The organism is Marinobacter salinus, assembly GCF_001854125.1.
GTDB classification, from domain to species: Bacteria; Pseudomonadota; Gammaproteobacteria; order Pseudomonadales; family Oleiphilaceae; genus Marinobacter; species Marinobacter salinus.
The window spans coordinates 2,535,893-2,560,083 of sequence record NZ_CP017715.1 but is presented as its reverse complement, the minus strand read 5'-3'; the positions used below and the strand labels follow the sequence as shown (position 1 = coordinate 2,560,083).

The window sequence follows — 24,191 nt, the reverse complement described above, 5'->3', positions numbered from 1 at the left end:
TATGGCAATTGAAGGAAAACTGCCGATTGCGGTGTGACGGTTTCTGCGGAGGGCCTTCCGGCCTGATAAAAGATGATTTTTCACCCGTTTGTACGATAGAATAGCGGCCCAATTTTTCAGGGAGCCTGAGGAGATTTCCAAAGCTCTCCAGGCCAGCCATGCACACAGGGGCAGCGCATCCATGTTTAATCGTGATATGAAAATCGCCGGCTTTGACGACGAACTCTGGAACGCCATGCAGGCGGAAGAAAAACGCCAGGAAGCTCATATCGAGCTGATCGCGTCCGAAAACTATACCAGTCCGCGGGTAATGGAAGCCCAGGGCAGTGTCTTGACTAACAAGTACGCAGAAGGTTATCCCGGCAAACGCTACTACGGCGGTTGCGAATTCGTGGATATCGCTGAAGAGTTGGCGATCGATCGCGCCAAAGAACTGTTTGGTGCGGCTTACGCCAACGTGCAGCCGCATTCAGGCTCCCAGGCGAACTCGGCCGTATTCATGGCGCTGCTGAAGCCGGGTGATACTGTTCTGGGCATGAGCCTGGCTCATGGTGGTCACCTGACGCACGGCGCCAGCGTGAACTTCTCCGGCAAGATCTACCACGCGGTGCAGTACGGGCTGAACCCGGAAACCGGCCTGATTGATTACGATGAAATCGAAGCCTTGGCCGTTGAGCACAAGCCGAAGATGATTATCGCAGGTTTTTCCGCCTACTCTCAGGAGCTCGATTTCGCGCGGTTCCGGGAAATTGCAGACAAGATTGATGCGTACCTTTTTGTTGATATGGCCCATGTTGCCGGTCTCGTCGCCGCGGGTGTCTATCCGGATCCGGTGCCCCATGCTCATGTTGTTGCCACAACCACGCACAAGACTCTCCGCGGTCCCCGTGGCGGCTTAATCCTGGCGTGCGATGATGCCGACCTACAGAAAAAACTGAACTCTGCCGTGTTCCCCGGTGGTCAGGGTGGTCCTTTGATGCACGTGATTGCCGCCAAGGCGGTGTGCTTCAAGGAAGCCATGAGTGAGGAGTTCAAGACCTATCAGCAGCAGGTGGTGAAGAACGCTTCTGCCATGGCTCAGGTTTTTGTTGATCGCGGTTACGATGTTGTCTCTGGCGGCACAAAGAACCATCTGTTCCTGGTGAGTCTGATCAAGCAGGATATCACCGGCAAAGAGGCAGATGCTGCGTTGGGTCGCGCCCATATCACGGTCAATAAGAACGCCGTTCCGAATGACCCCCGTTCTCCGTTCGTAACGTCCGGTCTGCGTATCGGAACGCCGGCAATCACCACTCGCGGTTTCGGTGAGTCCGAGTGCCGCGATCTGGCTGGCTGGATCTGCGATATTCTCGATAACCTGGAAGACGATGCCGTTAACAGTCGTGTACGAGAGCAGGTAGCTGCTTTGTGCGGCCGCTTCCCGGTCTACGGTTAACTTTCAGGCAAGACCCGTCGGGGCAGACGCTCAGTCCGAGCGTTTACCCCGCAGCCTCTCCGGAGCCTCTGATTATGCACTGTCCTTTCTGTGGTGAAGCAGATACCAAGGTGATTGACTCGCGCCTCGTGGCCGAGGGCGATCAGGTGCGCCGCCGCAGGGAGTGCCTGTCCTGTCATGAGCGTTTCACAACGTTCGAGAGTGCGGAGCTGGTGATGCCAAGAGTGGTAAAACAGGACGGCACTCGCCAGCCCTTTGATGAAGAAAAATTGCGCTCCGGCCTGATGAAAGCGCTGGAGAAGCGCCCTGTAAGCATTGAAGAGATTGATGCAGCACTGAACAGGATCAAGTACCGGCTCAGGGCAACTGGTGAACGGGAGGTCAAGTCGATGCAGCTCGGCGAAGAGGTTATGACCGAGCTGCGCCAGTTGGATAAAGTCGCCTACGTCCGGTTTGCCTCGGTATATCGGAGCTTCCAGGATATCAATGAGTTCAAGGAAGAGATTGAGCGGCTGTCGGCGTCCAATGGCGAAAATGCGGTTGATGTTGCGAAGGCTTTGGCAGACAACCATTCCTCCAAAGGAAAAGCATGACGGAAGTCCGCGACAGAGCCATGATGGCGCGAGCCGTTCAGCTTGCCTGGCGCGGCCGGTATTCCACACACCCGAACCCGAGAGTCGGGTGTGTTATTGCGCGTGGCGATGAAATCCTGGGTGAGGGTTGGCACGAACGTGCCGGAGAGGCCCATGCCGAGATTCGGGCGTTGAGCCAGGCCGGACCGGCTGCTCGAGGCGCAACGGCCTATGTCACCCTGGAACCGTGCAGCCATTTCGGCCGGACACCTCCTTGCGCGCGGGCTCTGATTGATGCCGGTGTTGCCCATGTGTTTGCCGCAACAAAGGATCCCAATCCGTCGGTATCCGGTCGTGGGCTGGAATTGCTTCGTGATGCGGGGGTCAAGGTTACGGAAGGGTTGCTGGCTGATGAAGCATCCCGGTTGAACCCCGGTTTCATGAAACGAATGAATGTCGGGCGGCCCTGGGTCCGACTCAAGATGGCCGCGAGTCTGGATGGCCGCACGGCGATGGCGTCTGGTGAAAGTCAGTGGATTACCGGTGATGACGCGCGCCGTGATGTGCAGCGCCTCCGGGCCATGAGTGACGCCATCGTTACCGGTGTCGGCACCGTGCTGGCGGATGATCCTTCGTTAACTGTCCGCCGGGAGGAGCTCGGAAATATAGGCGACGCCACAGAGCCGTCGCGTCAGCCCCTTCGGGTGATTGCAGACCGGGATGCCCGGACGCCTCCATCTGCAAAGATACTGCAGGGCGGAAATGTTCAGGTTTTCTGTGCTTCATCAGCTCTGGCGACTGCGCCCGCGCAGGATCTCGCGGCACTGGGTATAAGTCTTACCGGGGTTGCATGGAAGGACAATGGCATCGATGTGGCCGAACTGCTGGATTCTCTGGGTGAGTTGGGAATCAACGAATTGCTGGTCGAGGCAGGCCCGACGCTCGCCGGAACATTCATCAGTGAGGGGCTTGTTGACGAGCTTTGGCTCTATCAGGCACCGGTCTTTCTGGGAAGCACGGGCCGACCGACAGCCCACCTGCCGCTGGAAACCATGGCAGATAAAGTACAATGGACGGTGCTGGACCGACGTCAGGTGGGCCAGGATCAGCGATTCATCCTGGCACGCCAGTAATTTTTAAATTCACGGTATTCCTGCAGTGATTGACTGTAGGCAGACCGCAAGGGTGCAAAACCGTATGGCACTGAACAGCATTGAAGACATTATTGAAGATATCCGTCTGGGCAAGATGGTTATTCTGATGGACGACGAAGATCGTGAAAATGAAGGCGATCTGGTCATGGCAGCTGAACATTGCTCCCCTGCAGCCATTAATTTCATGGCGCGCTTTGGTCGTGGATTGATTTGTATGCCAATGACCCGTGATCGTTGCGAACAGCTGGGCCTACCGCTGATGGTCCAGCAGAACGCATCCGGTTTTGGTACCAAGTTCACGCTGTCCATCGAAGCGAAAGAAGGCGTGACCACCGGCATTTCCGCGGCAGATCGCGCCCGAACGGTTCAGGCTGCAGTTGCGCGCGATGCCAAGGCGTCGGATCTTGTCCAGCCCGGCCATATCTTCCCGCTGATGGCGGATCCGGGCGGTGTGCTTAGCCGTGCCGGCCATACTGAAGCCTCCTGCGATCTCGCCGCACTTGCCGGCTCTGAACCCGCTGGCGTGATATGTGAAATCATGAACGATGACGGGTCCATGGCACGCCGTGAAGACCTTGAACGGTTTGCGGAGGAGCATGGTCTCAAGATCGGTACCATTGCCGATTTGATCCACTACCGGACCATGAATGAGCGCACGATTGAGTGTGTGGAAGAAAACAAGCTGGATACCGAGTATGGAGAGTTCAGTCTTCGCACTTACCGGGACAATATCCAGGGTGCAACACACCTGGCTATGGTCATGGGTGACATCAGCGCCGACGAGCCGGTTTATGTGCGTGTCCATATCACGGATACATTAAGAGACCTGCTCGGTGCCCGCCGCAAGGATTCTCGTAGCTGGCCGTTGCACCATGCCCTGGAAAAAGTGGCCACTGAAGGTAAGGGTGCCGTCGTGTTGCTCAACAGCGCCGAAGACAGCTACAACCTTGAAGACCGGATTCATGAGTTCTTCGATGAAGGCCAGGGCTCTGCCGGCAAGGGCAGCTCTGGTGTTTACTTTACCGTGGGCACCGGCTCGCAAATCTTGCGGGATATTGGCGTCGGCAAGATGCGCCTGTTGAGCCCGCCTATCAAGTTCTCTGCCATCTCCGGATTCGATCTGGAAGTCGTTGAGTACGTCCCTTATACCCCCGAATGATTAATCGGCTGCGGCGCTGGCGCCGTGGCCTGTGAAGGAGCCATGCATGGCAGATATCAAAGTAATTGAAGGTGACTTTACCCAGTGCGCCGGTCGGTATGCGCTTGTCGTAGGCCGTTTTAACGGCTTTGTTGTGGAAAGTCTGGTGGAAGGTGCTGTGGATACCCTGCGTCGCCACGGCATTTCCGACGACGACATTGTGATTGTCCGGGTTCCCGGCGCTTATGAGATGCCGTTGGCGGTCAAGCGTGTTGCAGAAACCAGTAACTACGATGCCATTATTGCGCTGGGTGCCGTGATTCGTGGTGGTACGCCGCATTTTGAATACGTGGCGGGTGAGGCCTCCAGCGGTCTCGGTGCGGTTAGTCTTGAGACCGACGTGCCAGTTTCCTTTGGAGTGCTGACGGTAGATTCGATCGAGCAGGCTATTGAGCGCTCCGGTACCAAAGCTGGCAACAAAGGCGCTGAAGCCGCAATCACGGCGCTGGAAATGGTTAGTCTGTTCAAGAAGCTGGGTGAATGATGAGCGAAACCGACGATAACGCTCCCCAGCCAGCGCAACCTGCAAAGCCGAAGGCGGGTGACCGTCGCCGGGCGCGTGCTCTGGCTATGCAGGGGCTGTATCAGCGCCATTTCAGTAAAAGTTCGATTTCGGATATCGAAGCCGAGTTCATGGTCGATAACGACATGAGCAAGGTGGACTTGCTGTACTTTCGGGACCTGTTACGTGGCGTTCACCGGGAGCAGGGGGACCTGGACAAGCTTCTTGAGCCTTTCCTGGATCGCCCGATTCACGAGGTGGACCCTATTGAGATGGCAATCGTGCGCTTGGGTGCCTACGAGCTGAAACACCGTCTTGACGTTCCCTACAAGGTGGTTATTAACGAAGGCATTGAAATGGCAAAACGGTTTGGCGGGACGGAAGGCCATAAGTTCGTAAACAGTATTCTGGACAAGCTCAGCCGTCGTCTACGCATGGCTGAGACTCGTCCTCGATAGAAAATGGGCGAATTTGAGCTGATCCGGCGCTATTTTCAGCCACTCGCCGAAAACCACGGCTCCGAAGCTGTCGTTCTGGGTGTGGGTGACGACTGTGCTGTTCAGCGGATTCCCGAAGGCCGGGACCTGGTGTTTTCCATCGATACCATGGTGGAAGGCATTCATTTTCCGCAAGAGTATTGTCCTGACTATCTTGGCTGGCGAGCGCTCGCTGCAGCCACCAGTGATCTCGCTGCCATGGGGGCTGCCCCGGTTTGTTTTACCCTTGCACTGACATTGCCTGAGGCCAATGAGCAGTGGCTCACCGGCTTCGCTCGCGGATTGTCCTCAGCCAGTGAGTCTTTCGGTCTTGTCCTGGCCGGGGGAGACACAACCCGCGGGCCGCTGGTTCTGAGTATGCAGGTTCACGGCACCGTAAGGCGTGGTGAAGCACTGAGGCGCTCCGGAGCCCGGGCCGGTGATCTGGTTCTGGTGTCAGGAACCCTTGGCGATGCTGGTGCTGCCCTTGATTTTCTGGAGGAGCCCCGGCCATCCGATGATATGGCGTTTGTGCTCGGCCGCTATCACCAGCCACGGCCCCGGCTCGACCTGGGTGCTTCAATGGTTGGCCTGGCCTCTTCCTGCATTGATATTTCAGATGGCCTGATAGCCGACCTCGGTCATGTTCTGAAAGCCTCAGGTGTAGGGGCAACGGTTGATGTTTCAAAGCTCCCGTTGTCCGCTGCGCTCTGCAGCATCAAAGGCATTGAAGCAGCCCGTTACGGACTGAGCTCGGGTGATGATTATGAGCTTTGTCTGACCATCCCTCCCGAACGTTGGAAAGTGGCTCCTGAAGCTCTGAAACAGCAGCTTACTATCATCGGCGCGGTCGAGCAGAATCCGGGCTTGCGTCTCCGGGGAGGTCCTGACGCCGTGGGGAATAACGCTGCCGGATTCGATCATTTTGGAGGCGGATCATGAGCCGGGAAGATCATATTGAGGAGCCTGAACTGCCACTTGCGCTTTTGCCCCCGGGGTTTCTGAAAAACCCCGTGCACCTTCTTGCTTTCGGCTTCGGCAGTGGTGCGGCTGCCCGAGCGCCTGGAACCTGGGGCAGTCTGGCTGCCATTCCTTTATGGTACGGATTTGCTTGGCTTCCGGCGGCGGCTTACTGGTCGTTGGTTTTCATCGCTTTTCTACTTGGTATCTGGTTGTGCGGAAAGACCGCGAGGGACTTAAAGGTTCATGATCACGGAGGAATCGTCTGGGATGAGTTCGTGGGAATGTGGATTGCGTTGGGCCTGTTCCCGGATGAGGTATACGGTGTACTGATGGCGTTTGCACTTTTTCGGCTCTTCGACATCGTCAAGCCATGGCCCATAGGGTGGTTGGACAAGCGCACTCCCGGCGGGCTTGGAATAATGATTGATGATGTTGTAGCGGGATTTATGGCATTGGTATGCCTGTTCGCCATTGACCGGTGGTTAATGCCGGCCATTGTTTGAACAGGCGTTTAGCCTCTGGACCTGGCTGTTAATGCAGTTGTTGCTCCTCTGGCAATAACCTTACGACGTGCAGAAAGCGCTTCAGGCCAGTCTCTGCCCGTTCGCGGGATGCGAACGGTCCGCTGTCAAATCCTTCCCGGGTGGTGAAGTACCATTTGCTCCCAACGCAGAAGAATCGACTGCTGCGAAAGGGAACGGGCCCTGCTTCTCCAGACCTGTGGTGGGTGTCCATGATTTCTCCTTTGCCCGGTTTTCTTTTTTTGGTTTCGGGCGCCGCATTTGTTTAGCCGATCTGTTTAAAATTAATCCAATTCGGAGCGAATTCAACATTTTTTTACATTTTTAGCGGACAGGTCTCATTCAGAGTGATCAAACACCCCTTTTGGCGGCTCCAAGTTACTGGGCCAGCTGGCTTGCCCTGGTCGGGCGCACTCGTCAGAATGCAATCAAGTTCACATTACGCTGTGCAGGCTTCCTTTCTCATACTCAAGGAGATCAAATGACTACCTTTCAGGTTCTAAGCTTTATCAAATCGCGTCCTGTCGCAGTGAAACAGGTTGCCCGATGGGCTCTTGCAGGCCTATTCCTGGCCACGCTCGCTGGGTGCTCCTCGAATGCAGCCAGGGTTGAAACGTGGCAGGGTAGCCCGGCCGCCGCAACGAACGCGGCTACTCTGGAAACGCCGGGCGCGATTAAGGTTTCTCAGGTTAACGGTCGTAATATGACGAATTTCCTTATGGATGACCTGGCCCTCGATTACGCTCTGCTGCCCGGGGAGAATGAGGTGGTGTTTATCAACAAGACAATCTGGGCGAAGTCCGGGGTTGTTGAAAACGGTGAATCCAAGGTGCATGTGATCAAGAGTGACCCCCAGGTTGTAAGGTTTACCGTAGAGCCGGGTACTGTTTATCGTTTCCGTTATGATCAGCCGAAAACACGGAGTGAGGCTGAGAGTATGCGTGAAGACTTCTCTGCAACCGTTATCACGGACGATGGTAAGGTTGTTGCTGAATCCAGTGTCTGGGAAGGGCGCCCGGCTGCGGATCGCACCCCGGTCCTGTCGAATGACGGGAACGCTGGTGCGGTCTCCGGAGGCGGTGCGCTCGATACGCTCAAAGCGGTCTGGGCAACCGCTTCGGAAGAAGAGAAAAAAGCGTTTCTCCGTTGGGCATTCGAGTAAAACAGTAGGGCCCGTGCTATCGGGCAATCCCCCTACCTCCTGAAGCGGTGAAAGACCGTTTTCAGGAGGCCTTCAAGTGCGGTCAAGGCATCATCGGTCAGTGTTTGGTGGGGCGTTTGAGGCGCTTGCTCGTGACCGTTCTCCGGCCCGAGACTGTAAGCAGCTTCTTCAATTACATCCAGGCTTTCGTCTACGTAACGTTCCAGTGAGCTTCCGTCAGCTACCACGTCCGGGCACAGTGTGAAATTAACTGTGAGCATACCCTGATAGCTGATTGCCACAATGACCAGTCCCATACTGTCGAACAGTGGGGCGGTATTGTATTGCTGAGCCAGGCGAGCCCCCTGCAAATACAGCGGCACCTGTGGTCCCGGAACATTGGTGATCGGCAAGTTGAAGACAGGCTGGTAGCGCTGAGCTATTTGCAGTTCGGAATACAGTCTGGCGGACAAGGCGAGCATGGTTGACGGGAGGAGTTCAGTCAGGCGATCCGCTGCGATTGCTTCGCGGTACGGTTCCGACGCTACCGCATTCCAGTGGATCCTCCGAATACGCAGCGCCGGATCCGGCTCGTTGGTGGACAGGTCCAGCAACATCGCAGACATCTGGTTGCCGGTTGCCCGGCGAAGGCTGTTCGAGCGCACTGATATAGGCGTCATGGCGACCAGCGATTTATCGGTATCCGTGCCGTGATCGTTCATGTATCTGCGCAGGGCCTCCGCGCATAAGCCCAGCACTACGTCGTTCAGGGTAACGTCTCCAATCGTCGCTTTTATCGCTTTCAGGCGGGATAAATCGACACTGGCCGCGACGATCTGACGGTTGGCCGTAATCTGTCGGTTGAACGGGCTGTGGGGTGCGGAAAACAGGGGGAATGGTAACGGCAGTTTCCGTAGCTGTTTATGGACCAGCCCCCTTGCGGTTGCCTCAGCAGCATTGATAGCGAGGGAGGTGAATTGTAGAGGCGTTCTCAGGATGTTGGCGCCGGCCTGAATGATGACGCGTTCCTCCGAGGGTTCCGGGCGCGGTTGCCAGGGCCTCGGTGCGTTGATGGCTCTGGGCTCGGGCGTATATTCCAGGAGTTTGCCAATGATCTCCTCGCCACTGAACGCGTCAATGGCTGCGTGATGAAGTCTGACGATCAGAGCAAAACCGTCACTACTTGCATCGTTATCATCCAGCTTAAAACCATCCACAAAGGTGATATGCCAAAGGGGGCGGTCCCGTTTGAGGGGCTCTTCCAGTATTTTGGAGGCCAGTGTCATCAGGCTAGCCTTCTGGCCATATTTCCCCAGGTTTACATAGGCAAGGTGTCTTTCGATGCTGAAATCCGGATCATCAATCCAGTAAGGTCGGCCAAGGCGCAAGGGAATTTCTTTCAATTTCTGTCTGAAGACCGGCACTACGTGCAGCCGGCTACGCAGATAGGCAACAAAGGTGCTGAACGCCAGAGGTTTCTCAAGCTCGCTGGCATCAAAGAGGTAGACGCCCCCAATATGCATGGGTGTGGTCTCGGATTCCAGGTAGAGGAATGAGGCGTCCAGTTCCGAAAGCTGCCGCATCAATGAACTCCCTTTGGCTAGTTGTTTCCCAGTATAAACGAACGGCGAAGGTTTCAAGTTGACTCATTTGCCGGCAAACAGCGAGCCCAGCGCCAGATTAAATGAGCATTATTTCAATTATTTAGCCAGTCAGTAATGGCGTTGTCTTCGGTCAGGCGTCTCCAGAACCACATAAGGGCTTTGCCCTGATCTTCAGCATGGCGGGCCACATGCAGTACGACTGGTTGCCTGGGGTCACTCACTTCCTTGATGACAAGGCTGCCAGACTCGACCTGTCGACGAATCCTGGCAAGGGGTAGCCAGCCGACACCAAGGCCCGATTCCTGTATGGCAATTTTCTGATCTATGTTGGCGACGGTTAACGTGCGCTGGCGTCGGAAAATGCCGGCATGACCGGGAGGCAGCGACCGCGACGTATCGGCTGCAACCGCCGCCGGATATTTCGATATGTCGTTTTCGGTTAATGGCCCACGGGCGCTGGCGAGGGGATGCTCGCCTCCAACAGCAAAAACGAAGGGCATGTCCCCTATTGTCTTGGTTTTGAAGTTTCCGGCAGGCTTGCTGAAGTGGTCGGCACCGACCACCAGGTCAACCCGTCGGCTTTGCAGCGCGTCCCAAGCTCCTGCAAAGACCTCTTCGACAACCTGAATATCAACCGGAACGCCCAGTTCATAGAATTCGCGAATCGCCGGGAACAGGCATTCGGCAGGGAGTAGGGAGTTGAAGCCAATGCGCAAACGGGTTTCCCAGCCCTGAGCGACCTGTTTCGTGGTGTGGGCGAGGTTTTCTGCAGCTTCAAGAAGCGTTCGCCCTTCCTCCAGAAGGTATCTCCCGGCAGGGGTCAGTGTTGCACGGTGCCCTGTCCTGTCGAAAATGGCGACATTCAGGTCTTCCTCCAGTTTTTGCACGGTGTAACTGATAGCGGAGGGGACCCGGAAAAGTTCGCCGGCGGCACCGGCGAAGCTCCCTTTTCGATTGATGGCGTCAAGAACTTTGAGGGCGTCTATGGTGATGGCTGTATGCATGTTCGAATTATCTGAGGTTGTTGGCCAGAAATGCTTGTTTGAGAGGGTAGCAGGGTCCCCGGTATTCTGCTTCTAAATTCCTGGCATGCGAACCCTGGCAAACACTTCAGGCCTTTCCCGTGCCTTCGGGGCAGTAACGCCCGGAAAATTCAGAATTCTTGATTGGAGGTTGAGGCGATGGGTCTTCTTATCGGTGGAAAGTGGCACGATCAGTGGTATGACACAGACAAGACAGGTGGCAAATTTGAGCGCGAGTCCGCGCGTTTCCGGAACTGGGTAACAGTTGATGGGGCGCCGGGACCGGAGGGAGAAGGCGGTTTCAAGGCTGAGTCTGGCCGTTACCATTTGTACGTCTCGATGGCTTGCCCGTGGGCCCACCGGACGTTGATTTTCCGGAGGCTGAAAGGGCTGGAGAAGCACATTTCAGTGTCTGTGGTTCACCCCGATATGGTAGAGAATGGGTGGGAGTTCCGGCCGGGGAGCGATCACCACCGGGACCACTTGTTCGATTTTCGGTTCATGCACCAGCTTTATACGAAGGCCGCTCCCGGCTATACCGGCCGGGTCACGGTGCCGGCGTTGTGGGACAGGGAAAAACAAACCATTGCCAGCAACGAGTCCGCCGAGATTATCCGGATGTTCAATTCGGCGTTTAACAGGCTTGATGGGGTTGAAGCTGGCGTCGATTTTTACCCGGAGTCGCTTCGGGCAGAGATTGATGAAGTAAACGAGCGTGTATACCACACAGTTAATAACGGCGTTTACAAGGCCGGATTTGCGACGGCCCAGGACAAGTACGAAGAGGCGTATGCCGAACTGTTCAGGTCACTGGACTGGCTTGAGCGCCGGTTATCAGGGCAAAGGTACCTGGTCGGTGGGCAACTGACAGAAGCGGACTGGCGCTTGTTTACCACGTTGATCCGTTTTGATGCCGCGTATTATGGGCATTTCAAATGCAACCGTCAGCGAATCGCCGATTTCCCAGCGCTTTCGGGGTATGTGCGGGACCTTTATCAGGTGGCGGGCGTCGCCGGGACTGTGGATATTGCCCAGATTAAACGGCACTACTATGTGAGCCAGCGCACCATAAATCCGTCACAGGTGGTCCCGGTCGGGCCTGAGCTGGATTTTGATGCGTCGCATGGGCGTGAAAGTCTCAGCTAACCCTTGCCACGGCAACCTCGGTCAGCAGTTCAAGGGCTTCTTTGTGAGGTGATGCGGCGAGACAGGACAATTGCTTCGCCGCCAGCGCAGCTTCGGCCCTGGCCCTTTGCATGGTGTATTCGAGTGCACCGGAGGTTTCTACAATCTCCAGAATCCGGGGCAGGTCATCCAGGCCACCCTTGCGAATAGCCTGACGGATGAGCTGTCGCTCCTCCTCTTCACCGTTTGCCATGGCGTGGATGAGGGGGAGGGTTGTCTTGCCTTCGGCCAGGTCGTCCCCCACATTCTTGCCCATGGCTTCGGCGTCTCCCCGATAATCCAGTACATCGTCCACAAGCTGAAAAGCCAGGCCAAGGTGCTTGCCATAATCCCGCAAGGCCCGTTCATGCTGGTCACTGGCATTGGCGAGAAGGGCGCCGGTGTGGGAAGCGGCCTCAAACAGCATGGCAGTCTTGTTATGGATGACCTTCATGTACTGCTCTTCGGTCAGATCCGGATTCTTGACGTTCATCAACTGCATGACTTCGCCTTCGGCAATAACCGCAGTTGCGTGAGAAAGAACATCCATTATCGGAAGGCTTTTCAGTTCTACCATCATCTCGAAAGCGCGGGCGTAGAGGAAATCACCTACCAGCACACTTGGCGCGTTGCCCCAGCGGGCATTGGCTGTGCTTCGGCCGCGGCGCATATCGGATGTGTCGACCACATCATCGTGGAGTAGTGTGGCTGTATGCAGGAATTCAATGACCGCAGCCAGCTTCAGGTGGTCACTCTGGTCATAGCCCGCAGCCTGGCTTGATAGCAGAACCAGTAGTGGTCTCAAGCGCTTACCACCACTTTCAATAATGTACTGGGCAATTTTTTCCACGAGAGGAACGTCTGAGGAAAGCCGCTTGATGATCAGATCATTAACGCGGCTGAAGTCGTCGGCCACGGTGTCGTATATGCGCTCGGCTGTCATGCGGCTTGTGGATCCCTTGCTGGTTCTGATGTTGATAATTCGGGCAGGTCGCGGCAATGCTAGGTATTGCGGTCTGCAGTGTCAACTTGGCTTGTATTGCGAGGCGCCTTTTCGTACAATCACGCGCCCAACTCATCCCAACCTGCGCTCCCTGCTATAGGGTTGCCAGAGCGCTTCCCTTAGAACCAGGTGGATAAGAGCAGGGATGGGTCAATCGCGGAGAAAATCAATGTACGCAGTTATTGTTAGCGGTGGCAAGCAGCACCGTGTAAAAGAAGGCGAAACGCTGAAGCTGGAAAAGCTTGAAGTTGAAACTGGTGGCAACGTGGAATTTGATCGCGTTCTGTTGGTTGCGGATGGCGATAAGGTTCAGGTTGGCGCGCCGGTAGTTGATGGTGCCAAGGTTACTGCGGAAGTGGTTAGCCACGGCCGTCACGACAAGATCAATATCATCAAGTTCCGTCGTCGGAAGCATTCCATGAAGCGTCAGGGCCACCGTCAGTGGTTTACTGAAGTAAAGATCACGGGTATCAAGGGCTGAGGCTCTCGAATTACCCCTTAGATAAGGAGGCTGGTAATGGCTCACAAAAAAGCAGCAGGTAGTACCCGTAACGGTCGCGATTCCGAGTCGAAACGACTTGGTGTGAAGCGCTACGGCGGAGAGACTGTATCTGCAGGCAGCATCATTATTCGTCAGCGCGGAACCCGTTTCCATGCTGGTAGCAACGTAGGCATTGGCAAAGACCACACCCTGTTTGCGAAAGCAGACGGCCAGGTGAAGTTCGAAGTCAAAGGCCCGCAGAGCCGCAAGTTCGTGAGCATCGTTCCGGCTGCGTAAGCAGCGGCGATCCGGTTCTGTCGAACCTTGGATGGCACTGATATCCTGATATAGTCAGAGGTCGGTGCTATTCGGAGCCCCGCAAAGCTTCCTTGAGGCTGCGGGGCTTTTTAGTTTATGCGCGAAGCGCAAAGGGTTGATCCATGAAATTCGTAGATGAAGCCACCATCATCGTTGAAGCCGGGAAGGGCGGCCACGGCTGCCTCAGTTTCCGGCGCGAGAAATATGTCCCGAAAGGTGGTCCTGACGGGGGTGACGGTGGAGATGGTGGTTCCGTGTTTCTGGAGGCGGACAGCTCGCTGAACACGCTTATCGATTACCGTTTTCAGCGCAAGCACAAAGCCCAGAATGGTGAGCCTGGTTCGGGCCGTAACTGTACCGGAACCAAAGGTGAAGATCTGGTGCTGCCGGTACCGGTTGGTACGACTGTCGTGGATATGGATACCCATGAAGTGTTGGGTGATCTTACTCATGCCGGTCAACGTCTGAAGGTCGCTCAGGCGGGTTTTCATGGGCTGGGTAATACCCGTTTCAAGTCGTCCGTGAACCGGGCGCCCCGGCAAACCACCAAGGGTTCTGAAGGTGAGCTTCGGAATCTCCGGCTTGAACTGAAAGTGCTCGCTGATGTGGGGCTGCTGGGGATGCCTAATGCAGGCAAGTCCACCTTCATTCGTTCCGTCTCCGCGGCACGCCCGAAGGTGGCCGACTACCCGTTCACCACCTTGGTGCCAAACCTCGGGGTGGTCAGTGTTCAGGAGCACCAGAGTTTCGTGATTGCGGATATCCCGGGGCTGATCGAGGGTGCTGCCGAAGGCGCCGGCCTGGGTATCCGCTTTCTGAAGCATCTGGTGAGGACGCGTTTGCTGCTGCACCTTGTGGACGTCGCGCCCTATGATGAGTCCTCACCGGTGGAGTCCGTGCGGGCGATTGAGCATGAGCTTGAGAAATTCAGCGAAACCCTGGCAAACCGGGAGCGTTGGCTGGTGCTCAATAAGGTCGATATGGTGGCGGAAGAGGATCGCGAAGCCCATTGCCAGGCCATCGTTGATGAGCTTGGCTGGAAAGGGCCGGTCTTTCGCATCTCTGCGCTCAGTGGTGAAGGCACCCGCCCGCTCGTTCAGGCTGTGATGCGCTGGATTGAGGAGCAGGCTCAGGAGGAGGCGGAAAATCCGGAGTTTGCTGAGCGCGAAGCTGCCCGACGTCGACAGATGGATGAAGAGGCGCGAGCCCGGATTGAGGCAGAGCGTCAGGCCAGAAGGGCGGCTCGTGAAGATGGCGACGACGATGACGACGACTTCGATGATGATGATTACGATGTTGAAGTGGTCTATGCCCCCGAGTAAATTGAGAGATTCGCAAGCATCATGAGTGAACGCATCCAGCTGCGCCAGGCTCGTCGCCTGGTCATTAAAATTGGAAGTGCCCTGCTGACGAATGACGGCAAAGGCCTGGATGTAGCGTCACTGGGGCTGTGGGTCGATCAGATTGCAGCGCTGATTGAAGATGGCGTGGAAGTGGTTATCGTTTCTTCCGGTTCAGTTGCCGTTGGCATGAGCCGGTTGGGCTGGTCGGCCCGTCCTGAGCAGCTTCATGAGTTGCAGGCGGCTGCCGCTGTCGGGCAGATGGGGTTGGTGCAAACCTGGGAAGCCCAGTTCAAGCGTCATGGTGTGCATACTGCGCAGATTCTTCTGACTCATGATGATCTTTCTGATCGAAAGCGGTACCTGAATGGCCGCAGTACCTTGCGTGCCTTACTGGGTTTTGGCGTGGTTCCCATTGTAAATGAAAACGATACAGTGGTTACCGACGAGATCCGCTTTGGTGACAACGATACGTTGGGTGCCCTTGTTGCAAACCTGATCGAGGCCGATGGCCTGATTATTCTGACTGACCAGCTTGGCCTGTTTGACAAGGATCCCCGTAAGCATGCAGGTGCGCAGCTGGTCACCGAGCGCAAGGCCGGAGACCGTGAGCTGGACGCAATGGCTGGCGGTGGAGCGGGAGTTCTTGGACGCGGCGGGATGCTGACCAAGTTGCGTGCGGCTCGCTTGGCTGCCCGCTCAGGTGCGTTCACCGTGATTGTGGGTGGGCGGATCGAAGGCGTTATCACCCGTTTGCGTCAGGGGGATGTGGTGGGCACCTTGTTGTTGCCGGAGCAGGGGCGGATTGCTGCCCGTAAGCAATGGCTCGCCAGCCACCTGCAGACTCGCGGTCAGCTGACTCTGGATGATGGTGCCGTCAAGGTGGTGTGTCTTGGAGGCCGGAGTCTGCTACCTGTGGGCGTGAAGGCTGTGACAGGCCAGTTCCGTCGTGGGGAGATGGTTTCCTGTGTTGACGAAAAAGGCAGAGAGATTGCCCGAGGCCTGGTTAATTACGGCGCTGACGAGGCCAGGGCCATTGCCGGGCGTTCAAGCGATCGTATTGCGGAGGTTCTTGGTTACGTTTCTGGAGAGGAAATGATTCACCGGGATAATCTGGTTATCGTTTAGCGGGTCATAAAAAAACCGGCCATTTGGCCGGTTTTTTTATATCTGAAGAAAAATCCGCTTACGCGCTCTTCAGGGACTTGATCTTGGCGCTCAGACGGCTCTTGCTACGAGCAATCTTGTTCTTGGCGAACACGCCTTTGTTGACCATGCTGTCCAGAATCGGCTGAGCCTGCTGGAAAGCAGCCTGGGCTTCTTCGTAGTTGCCGGCCTCAATTTTGGCCTGGATCTTTTTCATGTACGTACGTGCCATGGAACGCAGGCTGGCATTGTGCTTGCGGTTCTTCTCGTTCTGACGTGCGCGCTTCTTGGCTTGCGGGGAATTTGCCACCGTAAAACTCCTGAAAATCTTAAAGTCGTTGCTGAATGATTCGTTACATCGCGGGCGCGCCAAAACCAGCGCGTCGAAATAAATGACGCCGAACTATGCCGCTGGAGCCCCGAAATGTCAAGACCAAAACCCATTTCATCCCCCGACACCAGAGGCCTGTGCTAAACTCGCGGCTCACTGGGTGCGGGTGTCCGGAGCGAACAGGTAATTCCCGAGATGCCCCACTGTCTCGACGTTCAACGCAAGACCTGAGCCCGCATGTCATCGGAACCCGAAATCAGCCCTGAGAACAAACCTTTGCCACCAGCCCCGGGCCTGCTCCGCTCCTCCGGACTGGTGGGGGTCATGACCATGCTCTCCAGAGTTCTGGGTCTGGCCAGGGATATGGTGATTGCCCGTTATTTCGGCGCCGGCACCGGGGCTGATGCTTTTTTCGTCGCTTTCAAAATCCCCAATTTCCTTCGGAGGCTGTTTGCAGAGGGGGCATTCTCCCAAGCCTTTGTGCCGGTGCTGTCTTCTTATCGGGAGAATCAGTCGGTTTCTGATGTCCGGAGGCTGGTTGATGCGGTTTCCGGCTCTCTGGGTTTGATCCTGTTGGGTGTCACGCTGGTCGCCATGCTTGGGGCGCCGGTTCTGACGGCCGTTTTCGCGCCCGGTTTCCTGGATGATGACGTGAAGTTCGCCCTGACCAGTGACATGCTTCGGATCACCTTCCCCTATCTTTTGCTGATTTCGCTGACGGCCTTTGCCGGTGGCATTCTGAACAGTTATGACCGGTTCGCCGTGCCTGCCTTCACGCCCGTTCTGCTGAACCTGGCGATGATCGGCGCGGCCGTTTACCTCACTCCGTTGATGGATGAGCCTGTCATGGCATTGGCCTGGGGCGTGTTCATCGCCGGTGCTCTGCAACTGTTTTTCCAGTTGCCCTTCCTTATGCGTCTCGGGCTGTTGCCGCGCCCCCGGGTTGATTACCACCATGAGGGTGTAAGCCGGATTCTCAAATTGATGGCGCCCGCGCTTTTTGGCGTCTCGGTCAGCCAGATCAACCTGTTGCTGGATACCGTGCTGGCGTCATTTCTCCAGACCGGCAGCGTGTCCTGGCTCTACTACTCCGACCGGCTGTCTGAGCTACCTCTGGGGGTTTTTGGCATCGCGATTGCCACGGTTATTTTGCCCAGCCTCTCTCGTAAGCATGCGGCAGCGTCCGAAGACCAGTTTGCAGCTACCCTTGACTGGGCTGTCAGGGCGGTACTGCTCATTGGTCTTCCGGCAGCGCTGGCTCTGGCGCTGCTTGCTGAGCCTCTGATAGCTACTTTGTTCCATTATGGTGAAGTGACCGACCGGGACGTGATGATGTCGGCCCAGAGCTTGCGGGCCTATTCGGCCGGGCTTCTGGCCTTTATGTTGATCAAGGTTCTGGCGCCCGGATTTTTCGCCCGTGAGGATACCCGCACGCCAGTAAAAATCGGGGTTATCGCCATGGTTGCCAATATGGTGCTCAATCTCGCCCTCATTCTTCCGCTGGCCCACGCCGGCCTGGCTCTGGCCACGTCACTGTCAGCCTGGCTTAATGGCTTTTTGTTATGGCAAGGCCTGCGCAAGGAAGGCGCGTGGCGAAGCCAGCCGGGTTGGCCGAGATTCCTGATGCAGATGCTGTTCGCCAATGCTGCCCTGGCTGGAACCATACTCTGGCTGATGGCTCCGTCCGACTCCTGGCTGGCTGCTGGCGGATACCAGCGGGCAGCGGATATGGCCGTACTCGTAGCGGCTGGCGTGACAGTCTATTTTCTTGCGCTGGCCCTGGCCGGTGTCCGGGTAAGACATTTCCGACAGAGGTAAGGTATAATCGCGCGTTTTCTCACCAGCGTTCCCCTGACTCCGAGCGATAACGTGCTCCTGCCAGTCTTGGGAAGGGCGCTGAAAGCCAGTTGGCAATTGAAGGTTCGCATTGCATGCGTCTTATCCGTGGCCTGACCAACCTCAAGACTCTGTCCCGGCGGGAGGATTCGCCGCTGTCGGATGGCTGTGTCGCTACCATTGGCAATTTTGACGGTGTGCATATCGGGCACCGGACCATTCTGGAGCAGGTGAAAGAGAAGGCTGAGAGTCTTGGCCTGCCCTCTGTTGTTATGGTGTTTGAACCGCAGCCCAGGGAGTTTTTTCAGGGTGCCGAGGCGCCCCCGCGGTTGATGTCTTTCCGGCAGAAGTTCGAAGCTCTGACTGCAGCTGGTATTGATCATGTGCTATGCCTGCATTTCAACGGTCGGTTTCGTCGACTGACGAGCCAGGATTTCATTGACACGGTTCTTGTTGAGGGCCTGGGTGTTCGGCACCTGGTTGTCGGAGATGACTTCCGTTTTGGTTGCGACCGCACGGGGGATTTCATGCTCCTGCGTGAGGTGGGCGAAAAGCAGGGGTTTTCCGTTGAGAATACCCGCACAGTGACCTTGGGCGGCGAGCGCGTGAGCAGCACACGGATTCGGGAGCGGCTCAATGTAAACCGGCTTGAGCAAGCGGAAGTGCTTCTCGGTCATCCCTATCAGATTCGCGGGAAGGTTGTGTACGGCCGGCAGCTGGGGCGTCAGATCGGTGCTCCGACAGCCAATATACTGCTGCAGCGGATGGCACCCTTGCAGGGTGTGTATGTTGTGAGTACCCGGCTTGACGACGGCTCGGTCTACGACGGTGTTGCCAACATTGGTCTGCGCCCGACCGTGGACGGCAAACAGCCGGCCCTCGAAGTGCACCTGTTTGAGTTTACTGGCACACTTTACGGCCGTCATATTGAAGTCGTCTTTCGCCACGGATTGAGAGAGGAAATCAAGTTTGACTCGGTGGATGCGCTGAAAAAACAGATTGCCTGTGATTTTGACGATGCAAGGGCGTGGATTGCCAAGAACGGATCTTCCCGGGTCGCTCATTGAAAACCGATGATGGCGGCCTACACATAGTTTTGTTTACTGACCCATACTGACCAAAAGAGTACGCACACAGACCATGAGCGACTATAAGCATACCCTGAATCTGCCGGAAACCGCCTTTCCCATGCGCGGCAACCTGGCCAAGCGTGAGCCCGAGATGCTCAAGCGCTGGCAGGACCTCGACGTCTACGGCAACCTGCGCAAGCAGCGTGAGGGGCGGGACAAGTTCATTCTTCATGATGGCCCTCCCTATGCCAACGGCAGCATTCATATCGGTCATGCGGTCAACAAGATTCTGAAAGACATGATCGTCAAGTCCCGGAGCTTCATGGGCTACGACGCCCCGTACGTTCCGGGCTGGGATTGCCACGGCCTGCCGATTGAGCACAAGGTAGAGCAAGACATTGGCAAGGCGGGTGTGAAGGTGGACTACAAGACGTTCCGCCAGGCCTGTCGTGACTATGCGACCAAGCAGATCGCCGGTCAGAAGGAGGATTTCATTCGTCTGGGCGTCATGGGCGAGTGGGACAAGCCTTACCTGACTATGGATCCGAAAGTTGAGGCAGGCATCGTCCGCGCCCTTGGCAAGATTGTGGCCAAGGGGCATCTGGTTCGTGGTTACAGGCCCGTCTACTGGAGTGTGGTCGGTCAGTCCGCACTGGCGGAAGCCGAGGTTGAGTACCAGGACAAAACATCCACCCAGATCGATGTGCGCTTCACTGCAGTGGATCAGGCAAAAGCCTTGACCCTGTTCGGTGCCGACAAGGGTGAGGGCGACGTGTCCGTGGTTATCTGGACTACCACGCCCTGGACCATCCCGGCCAATCAGGCGGTATCCCTGAATGCCGATTTCCGGTATGCCCTGGTGCAAGCCGATGTAGGACAAGGCCCTGAACGCCTTATCCTGGCCGCAGACATGGTTGAGGGCATTATGGCGCGCTGGGAAGTGGAACAGTACGAAGTTCTGGCTACCTGTGAGGGCGCTGACCTCGAGCATCTGGCGCTGAAGCATCCGTTTTACGACAAGCAGGTGCCGGTCATCCTGGGCGATCATGTCTCCACCGATGCCGGTACCGGTGCTGTTCACACTGCGCCGGACCACGGTATGGAAGACTATGAAGTGGGCAAAGCCTACAACATTGGCACCATTAACCTGGTTCAGGCTGATGGAACCTACACCAGTGCGGCAGGCGAGCTGGCTGGCGTGCATGTATACAAAGCCGATGAGCCTGTCTGCGCCGCGCTTGAGCGTGAGGGAAAACTCGTTCGTTCAGAAAAATTCCGGCACAGTTACCCTCATTGCTGGCGGACCAAAACTCCGCTGATCTATCGGGCTACCCCCCAGTGGTTCATCAGCATGGACAAGGAAAACCTCCGCGCCGATGCCCTTGAAGCCATCAAGGGTGTGCGCTGGGTGCCATCCTGGGGCCAGAATCGGATTGAGGCCATGTTCAACCAGTCCCCGGACTGGTGCATTTCCCGTCAGCGCACCTGGGGTGTTCCCATCACCCTTTTTATCCATAAGGAAACCCAGGAACTGCATCCGGATACCCAGAGCCTGATTGCGAAGGTTGCTCAGGAGATCGAGGTGGGCGGCATCGACGTCTGGTATGACCTCGACGCCAAGACCTTACTGGGTGATGATGCTGAACAGTATGAAAAGGTAACGGATACCCTGGATGTCTGGTTTGATTCCGGTGTTACGCACGACTCGGTTTTGCGGGTTCGCCCTGAGCTCGGGCAGTTCCCGGCGGACATGTACCTTGAGGGTTCGGACCAGCATCGTGGCTGGTTCCAGTCTTCCCTGAAGACGTCCATCGCCATGAATGGCGTCGCGCCCTACAAGCAGGTTCTGACCCACGGTTTCACCGTGGATGGCAAGGGGCACAAGATGTCCAAGTCTCTGGGGAATGTTATCGCGCCTCAGGAGGTTATGAACGAGCTGGGTGCCGACATTCTTCGACTGTGGGTCGCGGCGACCGATTACAGCGGTGAAATGACCGTTTCCAAGGATATCCTCCGCCAGACCGCTGACGGTTACCGCCGTATCCGGAACACTTCACGTTTTCTGCTCAGCAACCTGACCGGGTTCGAGCCAGACCAGCACATGGTGGCGCCAGACGACATGATTGCCCTGGATCGCTGGATGGTGGATCGTACACTTCGGCTGCAAAAAGAGCTGGATGAGGATTACCAGAACTACGCGTTCCTGAAGATCTACCAGAAAGTGTACAACTTCTGTGAGGCCATTCTCGGTGGCTTCTACCTGGATATCATCAAGGACCGCCAGTACACCACCCAGGCGGACAGCCTGGCCCGTCGCTCCTGTCAGACGGCTTTGTATCACGTCGCCGAAGCCCTGGTTCGCTGGATTGCTCCGATCCTGAGCTTTACGGCTGACGAGATCTGGCAGCAGTTGCCCGGCAAGCGCAGTGACACTGTGTTCTATGAGACCTGGTATGAGGGCTTGTTCGAGTTGCCTGCAACAGTTGAACTGGGCCGGGATTACTGGCGCGAAATGTACAGTGTGAAGGAAGCCGTGAATAAGTGCCTGGAAGAAGCGCGTGCTCGGGGGGAGATCAAGGGCTCATTGAGTGCGGAAGTCACCTTGTTCTGTGAAGGCGACCTGGCGGCGGATCTAAAACACCTCGGAGAGGAGCTGCGCTTTGTACTGATTACCTCCGAAGCAACGGTTAAACCTGTATCCGAAGCGGGCGATGCCGAGTTAACCGCTCATGAGGGATTGCGCGTAGCCGTGAGACCTGCGACTCATGCCAAGTGTGAGCGCTGCTGGCACCACCGTGAGGACGTGGGACGCAATGCCAAATACGCAGATTTATGTGGTCGCTGTGTGAGCAACGTGGAAGGGCCCGGCGAAGCCCGTTCATTTGCCTGATGGGGGCTGCAATGACTGAGCCGGCAGGCGGAACCAAACTGAAGTGGCTTTGGCTGGCGGTTCTGGTGGTGGTTCTGGATCTCGGTACCAAGGCTCTGGCCACGGCTATGCTGAGCTATGGCGACCCGGTGCCGGTCATTCCCATGTTCAATCTGACGCTGCTTCATAATACGGGTGCAGCGTTCAGTTTCCTTGCTCAGGCCGACGGCTGGCAGCGCTGGTTCTTTGTGGTGCTGGCGTTGGCTGTTAGTGGGGTTTTGATTGGCTGGCTGAGAAAGCTTCAGCGCGATGAAACCTGGAACGCTATTGCCATCGTACTGATCCTGGGTGGTGCTCTGGGCAATGTTTATGATCGGGTTGTCCATGGTTACGTTGTCGATTTCCTGCACTTTTACTGGCAGGACTGGCACTTTCCCGCCTTCAACCTGGCGGATACCGCCATTACTATTGGCGCCGCCATGATGATTCTCGATATGTTCCGCAAACCCGCCGACTCTGGCGGGAATGCTGAAAGGAGTGAGTGACGCTCATGAAAGAACTTCCTGTAGACAAGGGTACCCGTGTCAAATTGCACTTTGCCCTGAAGTTTCCGGATGGCGAGGTGATTGATTCCACCTTTGAAAAAGAGCCGGCCACGCTGGAAATTGGTGATGACAATCTGCCAGAGAATTTTGAAGCCTACCTGATGGGTATGAAAGCCGGAGACCGTGAGAGCTATCAGGTGCCGCCTGAAAAGGCATTCGGCCAGCACAATCCGAACAATCTCCAGACCTTCAAGCGTCATGAGTTCAGTGCCGACATGGTACTGGAGCCCGGCGTGATGATTTCCTTTGCAGATGCCCGCCAAAGTGAGCTCCCGGGGGTGGTCAGTCGCGTGGAAGGGGATGAAGTGGAAGTGGACTTCAATCACCCGCTGGCGGGGCGTACACTGACCTTTGATGTACAGATTATTGACGTCGAACCGGCCAAACCGACGCACTGACACGGCCCATTCATTACCAGCGGGAAATTACCATGCAAATCCGACTCGCTAATCCTCGCGGCTTTTGTGCCGGCGTGGACCGAGCCATCGAAATCGTCAATCGCGCCCTGGATGTATTCGGGGCGCCGATCTACGTGCGGCACGAGGTAGTCCACAACAAGTTTGTGGTGGATAACCTGCGTAACCGCGGCGCAGTCTTTGTCGATGAGTTGCATGAAGTGCCTGACGACAAACTGGTGATTTTCAGCGCCCACGGCGTATCCCAGGCAGTCCAGAGCGAAGCCGCCCGCCGTGGTCTCAAGGTGTTCGACGCCACCTGCCCGCTGGTCACGAAGGTGCACCTGGAAGTCATGCGCTACAGCCGTGACGGTCGTGAGTGCATTCTGATCGGCCACCACGGTCACCCTGAAGTGGAGGGGACCATGGGACAATACGATCATGGCAATGGCGGTGACATTTACCTGGTCGAAAATGAGCAAGACGTTTCGAAGCTGGAAGTGAAAGACCCTTCCCGTCTCTCATACGTTACTCAAACCACACTCTCCATGGACGATACGGCGAGGGTCATTGACTCCCTGCGTGCGAAGTTTCCCGACATTCAGGGCCCGCGAAAAGACGACATTTGTTATGCCACCCAAAACCGGCAGGATGCGGTTAAACAGCTGGCCGGGGATTGCGATTTGATGTTGGTAGTGGGCTCACCCAACAGCTCCAACTCCAACCGTTTACGGGAGCTTGCAGAGCGGATGGGAACGCCGGCCTACCTGATCGATGAGGCCGCCCAGATCGAGCCTCAGTGGCTGGATGGCAAAACGTCAGTGGGAGTCACGGCTGGCGCCTCGGCTCCCGAGGTCCTGGTGAACGACGTCATTGCCCGCTTGCGCGAGCTGGGTGGCAGCGTTCCGGAGGAGATTGCCGGGCGGGAGGAGAATATTGTGTTTTCCATGCCAAAAGAGCTCAGGATTGATGCGGTGGAGGTTTCCTGACCCTTCCTCTCCTATGACAGTTTGGCTTTGCCGGATGGGGCTTTGCTTCATCCGGG

The 24,191-nt window shown here is 56.4% G+C and carries 25 protein-coding genes; 20 read left to right on the top strand and 5 right to left on the bottom strand.

The features are described from left to right. Positions 1-181: 181 nt before the first annotated feature. The 8 genes from glyA to BKP64_RS11860 all read left to right on the top strand — a co-directional run bounded on the left by glyA (position 182) and on the right by BKP64_RS11860 (position 6,803). The gene (gene glyA / locus BKP64_RS11895; RefSeq protein ID WP_070970255.1) at positions 182-1,435 is read left to right on the top strand and encodes a serine hydroxymethyltransferase; all 1,254 of its coding nucleotides are present in this window, start codon (positions 182-184) and stop codon (positions 1,433-1,435) included. Positions 1,436-1,509: 74 nt separating this feature from the next. Beyond that, positions 1,510-2,028: a transcriptional regulator NrdR gene (gene nrdR / locus BKP64_RS11890; protein WP_070970252.1), complete on the top strand. Its 519-nt coding sequence runs from the start codon at positions 1,510-1,512 to the stop codon at positions 2,026-2,028. Beyond that, positions 2,025-3,140: a bifunctional diaminohydroxyphosphoribosylaminopyrimidine deaminase/5-amino-6-(5-phosphoribosylamino)uracil reductase RibD gene (gene ribD / locus BKP64_RS11885; RefSeq protein WP_070970250.1), complete on the top strand. Its 1,116-nt coding sequence runs from the start codon at positions 2,025-2,027 to the stop codon at positions 3,138-3,140. Before nrdR ends, ribD begins: the two co-directional genes overlap by 4 nt. Before the next feature lie 64 nt (positions 3,141-3,204). Further along, positions 3,205-4,320, top strand: a complete 1,116-nt coding sequence (gene ribBA, locus BKP64_RS11880) for a bifunctional 3,4-dihydroxy-2-butanone-4-phosphate synthase/GTP cyclohydrolase II (RefSeq protein ID WP_070970247.1) — start codon at positions 3,205-3,207, stop codon at positions 4,318-4,320. Positions 4,321-4,366: 46 nt separating this feature from the next. Next, on the top strand, positions 4,367-4,843 hold the full coding sequence (ribH, locus tag BKP64_RS11875; RefSeq protein ID WP_070970244.1) for a 6,7-dimethyl-8-ribityllumazine synthase: 477 nt from the start codon (positions 4,367-4,369) through the stop codon (positions 4,841-4,843). Next, positions 4,843-5,319, top strand: coding sequence for a transcription antitermination factor NusB (nusB, locus tag BKP64_RS11870; protein ID WP_070973664.1), 477 nt, complete (start codon positions 4,843-4,845; stop codon positions 5,317-5,319). The genes ribH and nusB overlap by 1 nt, the downstream gene beginning before the upstream one ends. A 3-nt stretch (positions 5,320-5,322) precedes the next feature. Beyond that, positions 5,323-6,279, top strand: coding sequence for a thiamine-phosphate kinase (gene thiL, locus BKP64_RS11865; RefSeq protein ID WP_070970241.1), 957 nt, complete (start codon positions 5,323-5,325; stop codon positions 6,277-6,279). Beyond that, positions 6,276-6,803 (top strand): phosphatidylglycerophosphatase A family protein, encoded by a 528-nt coding sequence (locus BKP64_RS11860; RefSeq protein WP_070970238.1) that lies wholly within the window; start codon positions 6,276-6,278, stop codon positions 6,801-6,803. Before thiL ends, BKP64_RS11860 begins: the two co-directional genes overlap by 4 nt. A 28-nt stretch (positions 6,804-6,831) precedes the next feature. Here BKP64_RS11860 and BKP64_RS19120 read toward each other — a convergent pair whose 3' ends face one another. Then, the gene (locus tag BKP64_RS19120) at positions 6,832-7,035 is read right to left on the bottom strand and encodes a DUF6316 family protein (protein WP_083329215.1); all 204 of its coding nucleotides are present in this window, start codon (positions 7,033-7,035) and stop codon (positions 6,832-6,834) included. 267 nt (positions 7,036-7,302) lie between these two features. On the opposite strand from BKP64_RS19120, the gene BKP64_RS11855 reads away from it, so the two are divergent. Continuing rightward, positions 7,303-7,983, top strand: a complete 681-nt coding sequence (locus BKP64_RS11855) for a DUF2057 family protein (RefSeq protein WP_083329214.1) — start codon at positions 7,303-7,305, stop codon at positions 7,981-7,983. A 32-nt stretch (positions 7,984-8,015) separates the two neighbouring features. Here BKP64_RS11855 and BKP64_RS11850 read toward each other — a convergent pair whose 3' ends face one another. Beyond that, entirely contained in the window at positions 8,016-9,545 is a 1,530-nt protein-coding gene (locus tag BKP64_RS11850) for a WS/DGAT/MGAT family O-acyltransferase (RefSeq protein ID WP_070970236.1), read from the bottom strand. 113 nt (positions 9,546-9,658) lie between these two features. Further along, positions 9,659-10,570 carry a LysR substrate-binding domain-containing protein gene (locus tag BKP64_RS11845; RefSeq protein ID WP_070970233.1) on the bottom strand — a complete coding sequence of 304 codons (912 nt, stop codon included), beginning with the start codon at positions 10,568-10,570 and terminating at the stop codon, positions 9,659-9,661. Between the two features lie 177 nt (positions 10,571-10,747). Here BKP64_RS11845 and BKP64_RS11840 point away from each other — a divergent pair, with 177 nt between their 5' ends. Next, entirely contained in the window at positions 10,748-11,734 is a 987-nt protein-coding gene (locus BKP64_RS11840) for a glutathione S-transferase family protein (protein ID WP_070970229.1), read from the top strand. Here the strand turns inward: BKP64_RS11840 and ispB are convergent. Then, complete coding sequence (ispB, locus tag BKP64_RS11835; protein WP_070970226.1) at positions 11,727-12,695, bottom strand: octaprenyl diphosphate synthase; 969 nt, start codon at positions 12,693-12,695, stop codon at positions 11,727-11,729. The two genes, BKP64_RS11840 and ispB, sit on opposite strands and share 8 nt — an antisense overlap. 229 nt (positions 12,696-12,924) lie before the next feature. Between ispB and rplU the strand changes: the two genes are divergently transcribed. The 4 genes from rplU (at position 12,925) to proB (ending at position 16,022) form a co-directional block, all read left to right on the top strand. Then, positions 12,925-13,236 (top strand): 50S ribosomal protein L21, encoded by a 312-nt coding sequence (gene rplU / locus BKP64_RS11830; RefSeq protein ID WP_070970223.1) that lies wholly within the window; start codon positions 12,925-12,927, stop codon positions 13,234-13,236. Positions 13,237-13,272: 36 nt separating this feature from the next. Beyond that, positions 13,273-13,533: a 50S ribosomal protein L27 gene (rpmA, locus tag BKP64_RS11825; protein ID WP_070970220.1), complete on the top strand. Its 261-nt coding sequence runs from the start codon at positions 13,273-13,275 to the stop codon at positions 13,531-13,533. Positions 13,534-13,676: 143 nt separating this feature from the next. Continuing rightward, complete coding sequence (cgtA, locus tag BKP64_RS11820) at positions 13,677-14,876, top strand: Obg family GTPase CgtA (RefSeq protein ID WP_070970217.1); 1,200 nt, start codon at positions 13,677-13,679, stop codon at positions 14,874-14,876. A 21-nt stretch (positions 14,877-14,897) separates the two neighbouring features. Further along, positions 14,898-16,022, top strand: coding sequence for a glutamate 5-kinase (gene proB / locus BKP64_RS11815; protein ID WP_070970214.1), 1,125 nt, complete (start codon positions 14,898-14,900; stop codon positions 16,020-16,022). Between the two features lie 58 nt (positions 16,023-16,080). Here the strand turns inward: proB and rpsT are convergent, their stop codons facing one another. After that, a complete protein-coding gene (gene rpsT, locus BKP64_RS11810; protein WP_070970212.1) occupies positions 16,081-16,350 on the bottom strand; it encodes a 30S ribosomal protein S20 in 270 nt (89 codons plus the stop codon). 258 nt (positions 16,351-16,608) lie between these two features. On the opposite strand from rpsT, the gene murJ reads away from it, so the two are divergent. The 6 genes from murJ to ispH all read left to right on the top strand — a co-directional run bounded on the left by murJ (position 16,609) and on the right by ispH (position 24,135). After that, positions 16,609-18,189 (top strand): murein biosynthesis integral membrane protein MurJ, encoded by a 1,581-nt coding sequence (murJ, locus tag BKP64_RS11805; RefSeq protein WP_083329213.1) that lies wholly within the window; start codon positions 16,609-16,611, stop codon positions 18,187-18,189. Between the two features lie 113 nt (positions 18,190-18,302). Beyond that, the gene (gene ribF, locus BKP64_RS11800) at positions 18,303-19,274 is read left to right on the top strand and encodes a bifunctional riboflavin kinase/FAD synthetase (RefSeq protein ID WP_070970209.1); all 972 of its coding nucleotides are present in this window, start codon (positions 18,303-18,305) and stop codon (positions 19,272-19,274) included. A 73-nt stretch (positions 19,275-19,347) separates the two neighbouring features. Further along, entirely contained in the window at positions 19,348-22,167 is a 2,820-nt protein-coding gene (ileS, locus tag BKP64_RS11795; RefSeq protein WP_070970206.1) for an isoleucine--tRNA ligase, read from the top strand. Beyond that, complete coding sequence (gene lspA, locus BKP64_RS11790) at positions 22,167-22,691, top strand: signal peptidase II (RefSeq protein ID WP_070970203.1); 525 nt, start codon at positions 22,167-22,169, stop codon at positions 22,689-22,691. Before ileS ends, lspA begins: the two co-directional genes overlap by 1 nt. A 5-nt stretch (positions 22,692-22,696) precedes the next feature. Further along, positions 22,697-23,149 (top strand): FKBP-type peptidyl-prolyl cis-trans isomerase, encoded by a 453-nt coding sequence (gene fkpB / locus BKP64_RS11785; RefSeq protein ID WP_070970200.1) that lies wholly within the window; start codon positions 22,697-22,699, stop codon positions 23,147-23,149. Positions 23,150-23,181: 32 nt separating this feature from the next. Continuing rightward, on the top strand, positions 23,182-24,135 hold the full coding sequence (gene ispH / locus BKP64_RS11780) for a 4-hydroxy-3-methylbut-2-enyl diphosphate reductase (protein WP_070970196.1): 954 nt from the start codon (positions 23,182-23,184) through the stop codon (positions 24,133-24,135). Positions 24,136-24,191 lie beyond the last annotated feature (56 nt).

Coding starts and splice junctions, on each gene's coding strand:
- ileS (WP_070970206.1), top strand. CDS start 19,348: ATGAGCGACTATAAGCATACCCTGAATCTGCCGGAAACCGCCTTTCCC.
- ispB (WP_070970226.1), bottom strand. CDS start 12,695: ATGACAGCCGAGCGCATATACGACACCGTGGCCGACGACTTCAGCCGC.
- cgtA (WP_070970217.1), top strand. CDS start 13,677: ATGAAATTCGTAGATGAAGCCACCATCATCGTTGAAGCCGGGAAGGGC.
- fkpB (WP_070970200.1), top strand. CDS start 22,697: ATGAAAGAACTTCCTGTAGACAAGGGTACCCGTGTCAAATTGCACTTT.
- thiL (WP_070970241.1), top strand. CDS start 5,323: ATGGGCGAATTTGAGCTGATCCGGCGCTATTTTCAGCCACTCGCCGAA.
- murJ (WP_083329213.1), top strand. CDS start 16,609: ATGTCATCGGAACCCGAAATCAGCCCTGAGAACAAACCTTTGCCACCA.
- ribBA (WP_070970247.1), top strand. CDS start 3,205: ATGGCACTGAACAGCATTGAAGACATTATTGAAGATATCCGTCTGGGC.
- ispH (WP_070970196.1), top strand. CDS start 23,182: ATGCAAATCCGACTCGCTAATCCTCGCGGCTTTTGTGCCGGCGTGGAC.
- BKP64_RS19120 (WP_083329215.1), bottom strand. CDS start 7,035: ATGGACACCCACCACAGGTCTGGAGAAGCAGGGCCCGTTCCCTTTCGC.
- rpmA (WP_070970220.1), top strand. CDS start 13,273: ATGGCTCACAAAAAAGCAGCAGGTAGTACCCGTAACGGTCGCGATTCC.
- BKP64_RS11855 (WP_083329214.1), top strand. CDS start 7,303: ATGACTACCTTTCAGGTTCTAAGCTTTATCAAATCGCGTCCTGTCGCA.
- glyA (WP_070970255.1), top strand. CDS start 182: ATGTTTAATCGTGATATGAAAATCGCCGGCTTTGACGACGAACTCTGG.
- nrdR (WP_070970252.1), top strand. CDS start 1,510: ATGCACTGTCCTTTCTGTGGTGAAGCAGATACCAAGGTGATTGACTCG.
- ribD (WP_070970250.1), top strand. CDS start 2,025: ATGACGGAAGTCCGCGACAGAGCCATGATGGCGCGAGCCGTTCAGCTT.
- ribF (WP_070970209.1), top strand. CDS start 18,303: ATGCGTCTTATCCGTGGCCTGACCAACCTCAAGACTCTGTCCCGGCGG.
- proB (WP_070970214.1), top strand. CDS start 14,898: ATGAGTGAACGCATCCAGCTGCGCCAGGCTCGTCGCCTGGTCATTAAA.
- BKP64_RS11840 (WP_070970229.1), top strand. CDS start 10,748: ATGGGTCTTCTTATCGGTGGAAAGTGGCACGATCAGTGGTATGACACA.
- nusB (WP_070973664.1), top strand. CDS start 4,843: ATGAGCGAAACCGACGATAACGCTCCCCAGCCAGCGCAACCTGCAAAG.
- BKP64_RS11860 (WP_070970238.1), top strand. CDS start 6,276: ATGAGCCGGGAAGATCATATTGAGGAGCCTGAACTGCCACTTGCGCTT.
- rplU (WP_070970223.1), top strand. CDS start 12,925: ATGTACGCAGTTATTGTTAGCGGTGGCAAGCAGCACCGTGTAAAAGAA.
- BKP64_RS11850 (WP_070970236.1), bottom strand. CDS start 9,545: ATGCGGCAGCTTTCGGAACTGGACGCCTCATTCCTCTACCTGGAATCC.
- BKP64_RS11845 (WP_070970233.1), bottom strand. CDS start 10,570: ATGCATACAGCCATCACCATAGACGCCCTCAAAGTTCTTGACGCCATC.
- lspA (WP_070970203.1), top strand. CDS start 22,167: ATGGGGGCTGCAATGACTGAGCCGGCAGGCGGAACCAAACTGAAGTGG.
- ribH (WP_070970244.1), top strand. CDS start 4,367: ATGGCAGATATCAAAGTAATTGAAGGTGACTTTACCCAGTGCGCCGGT.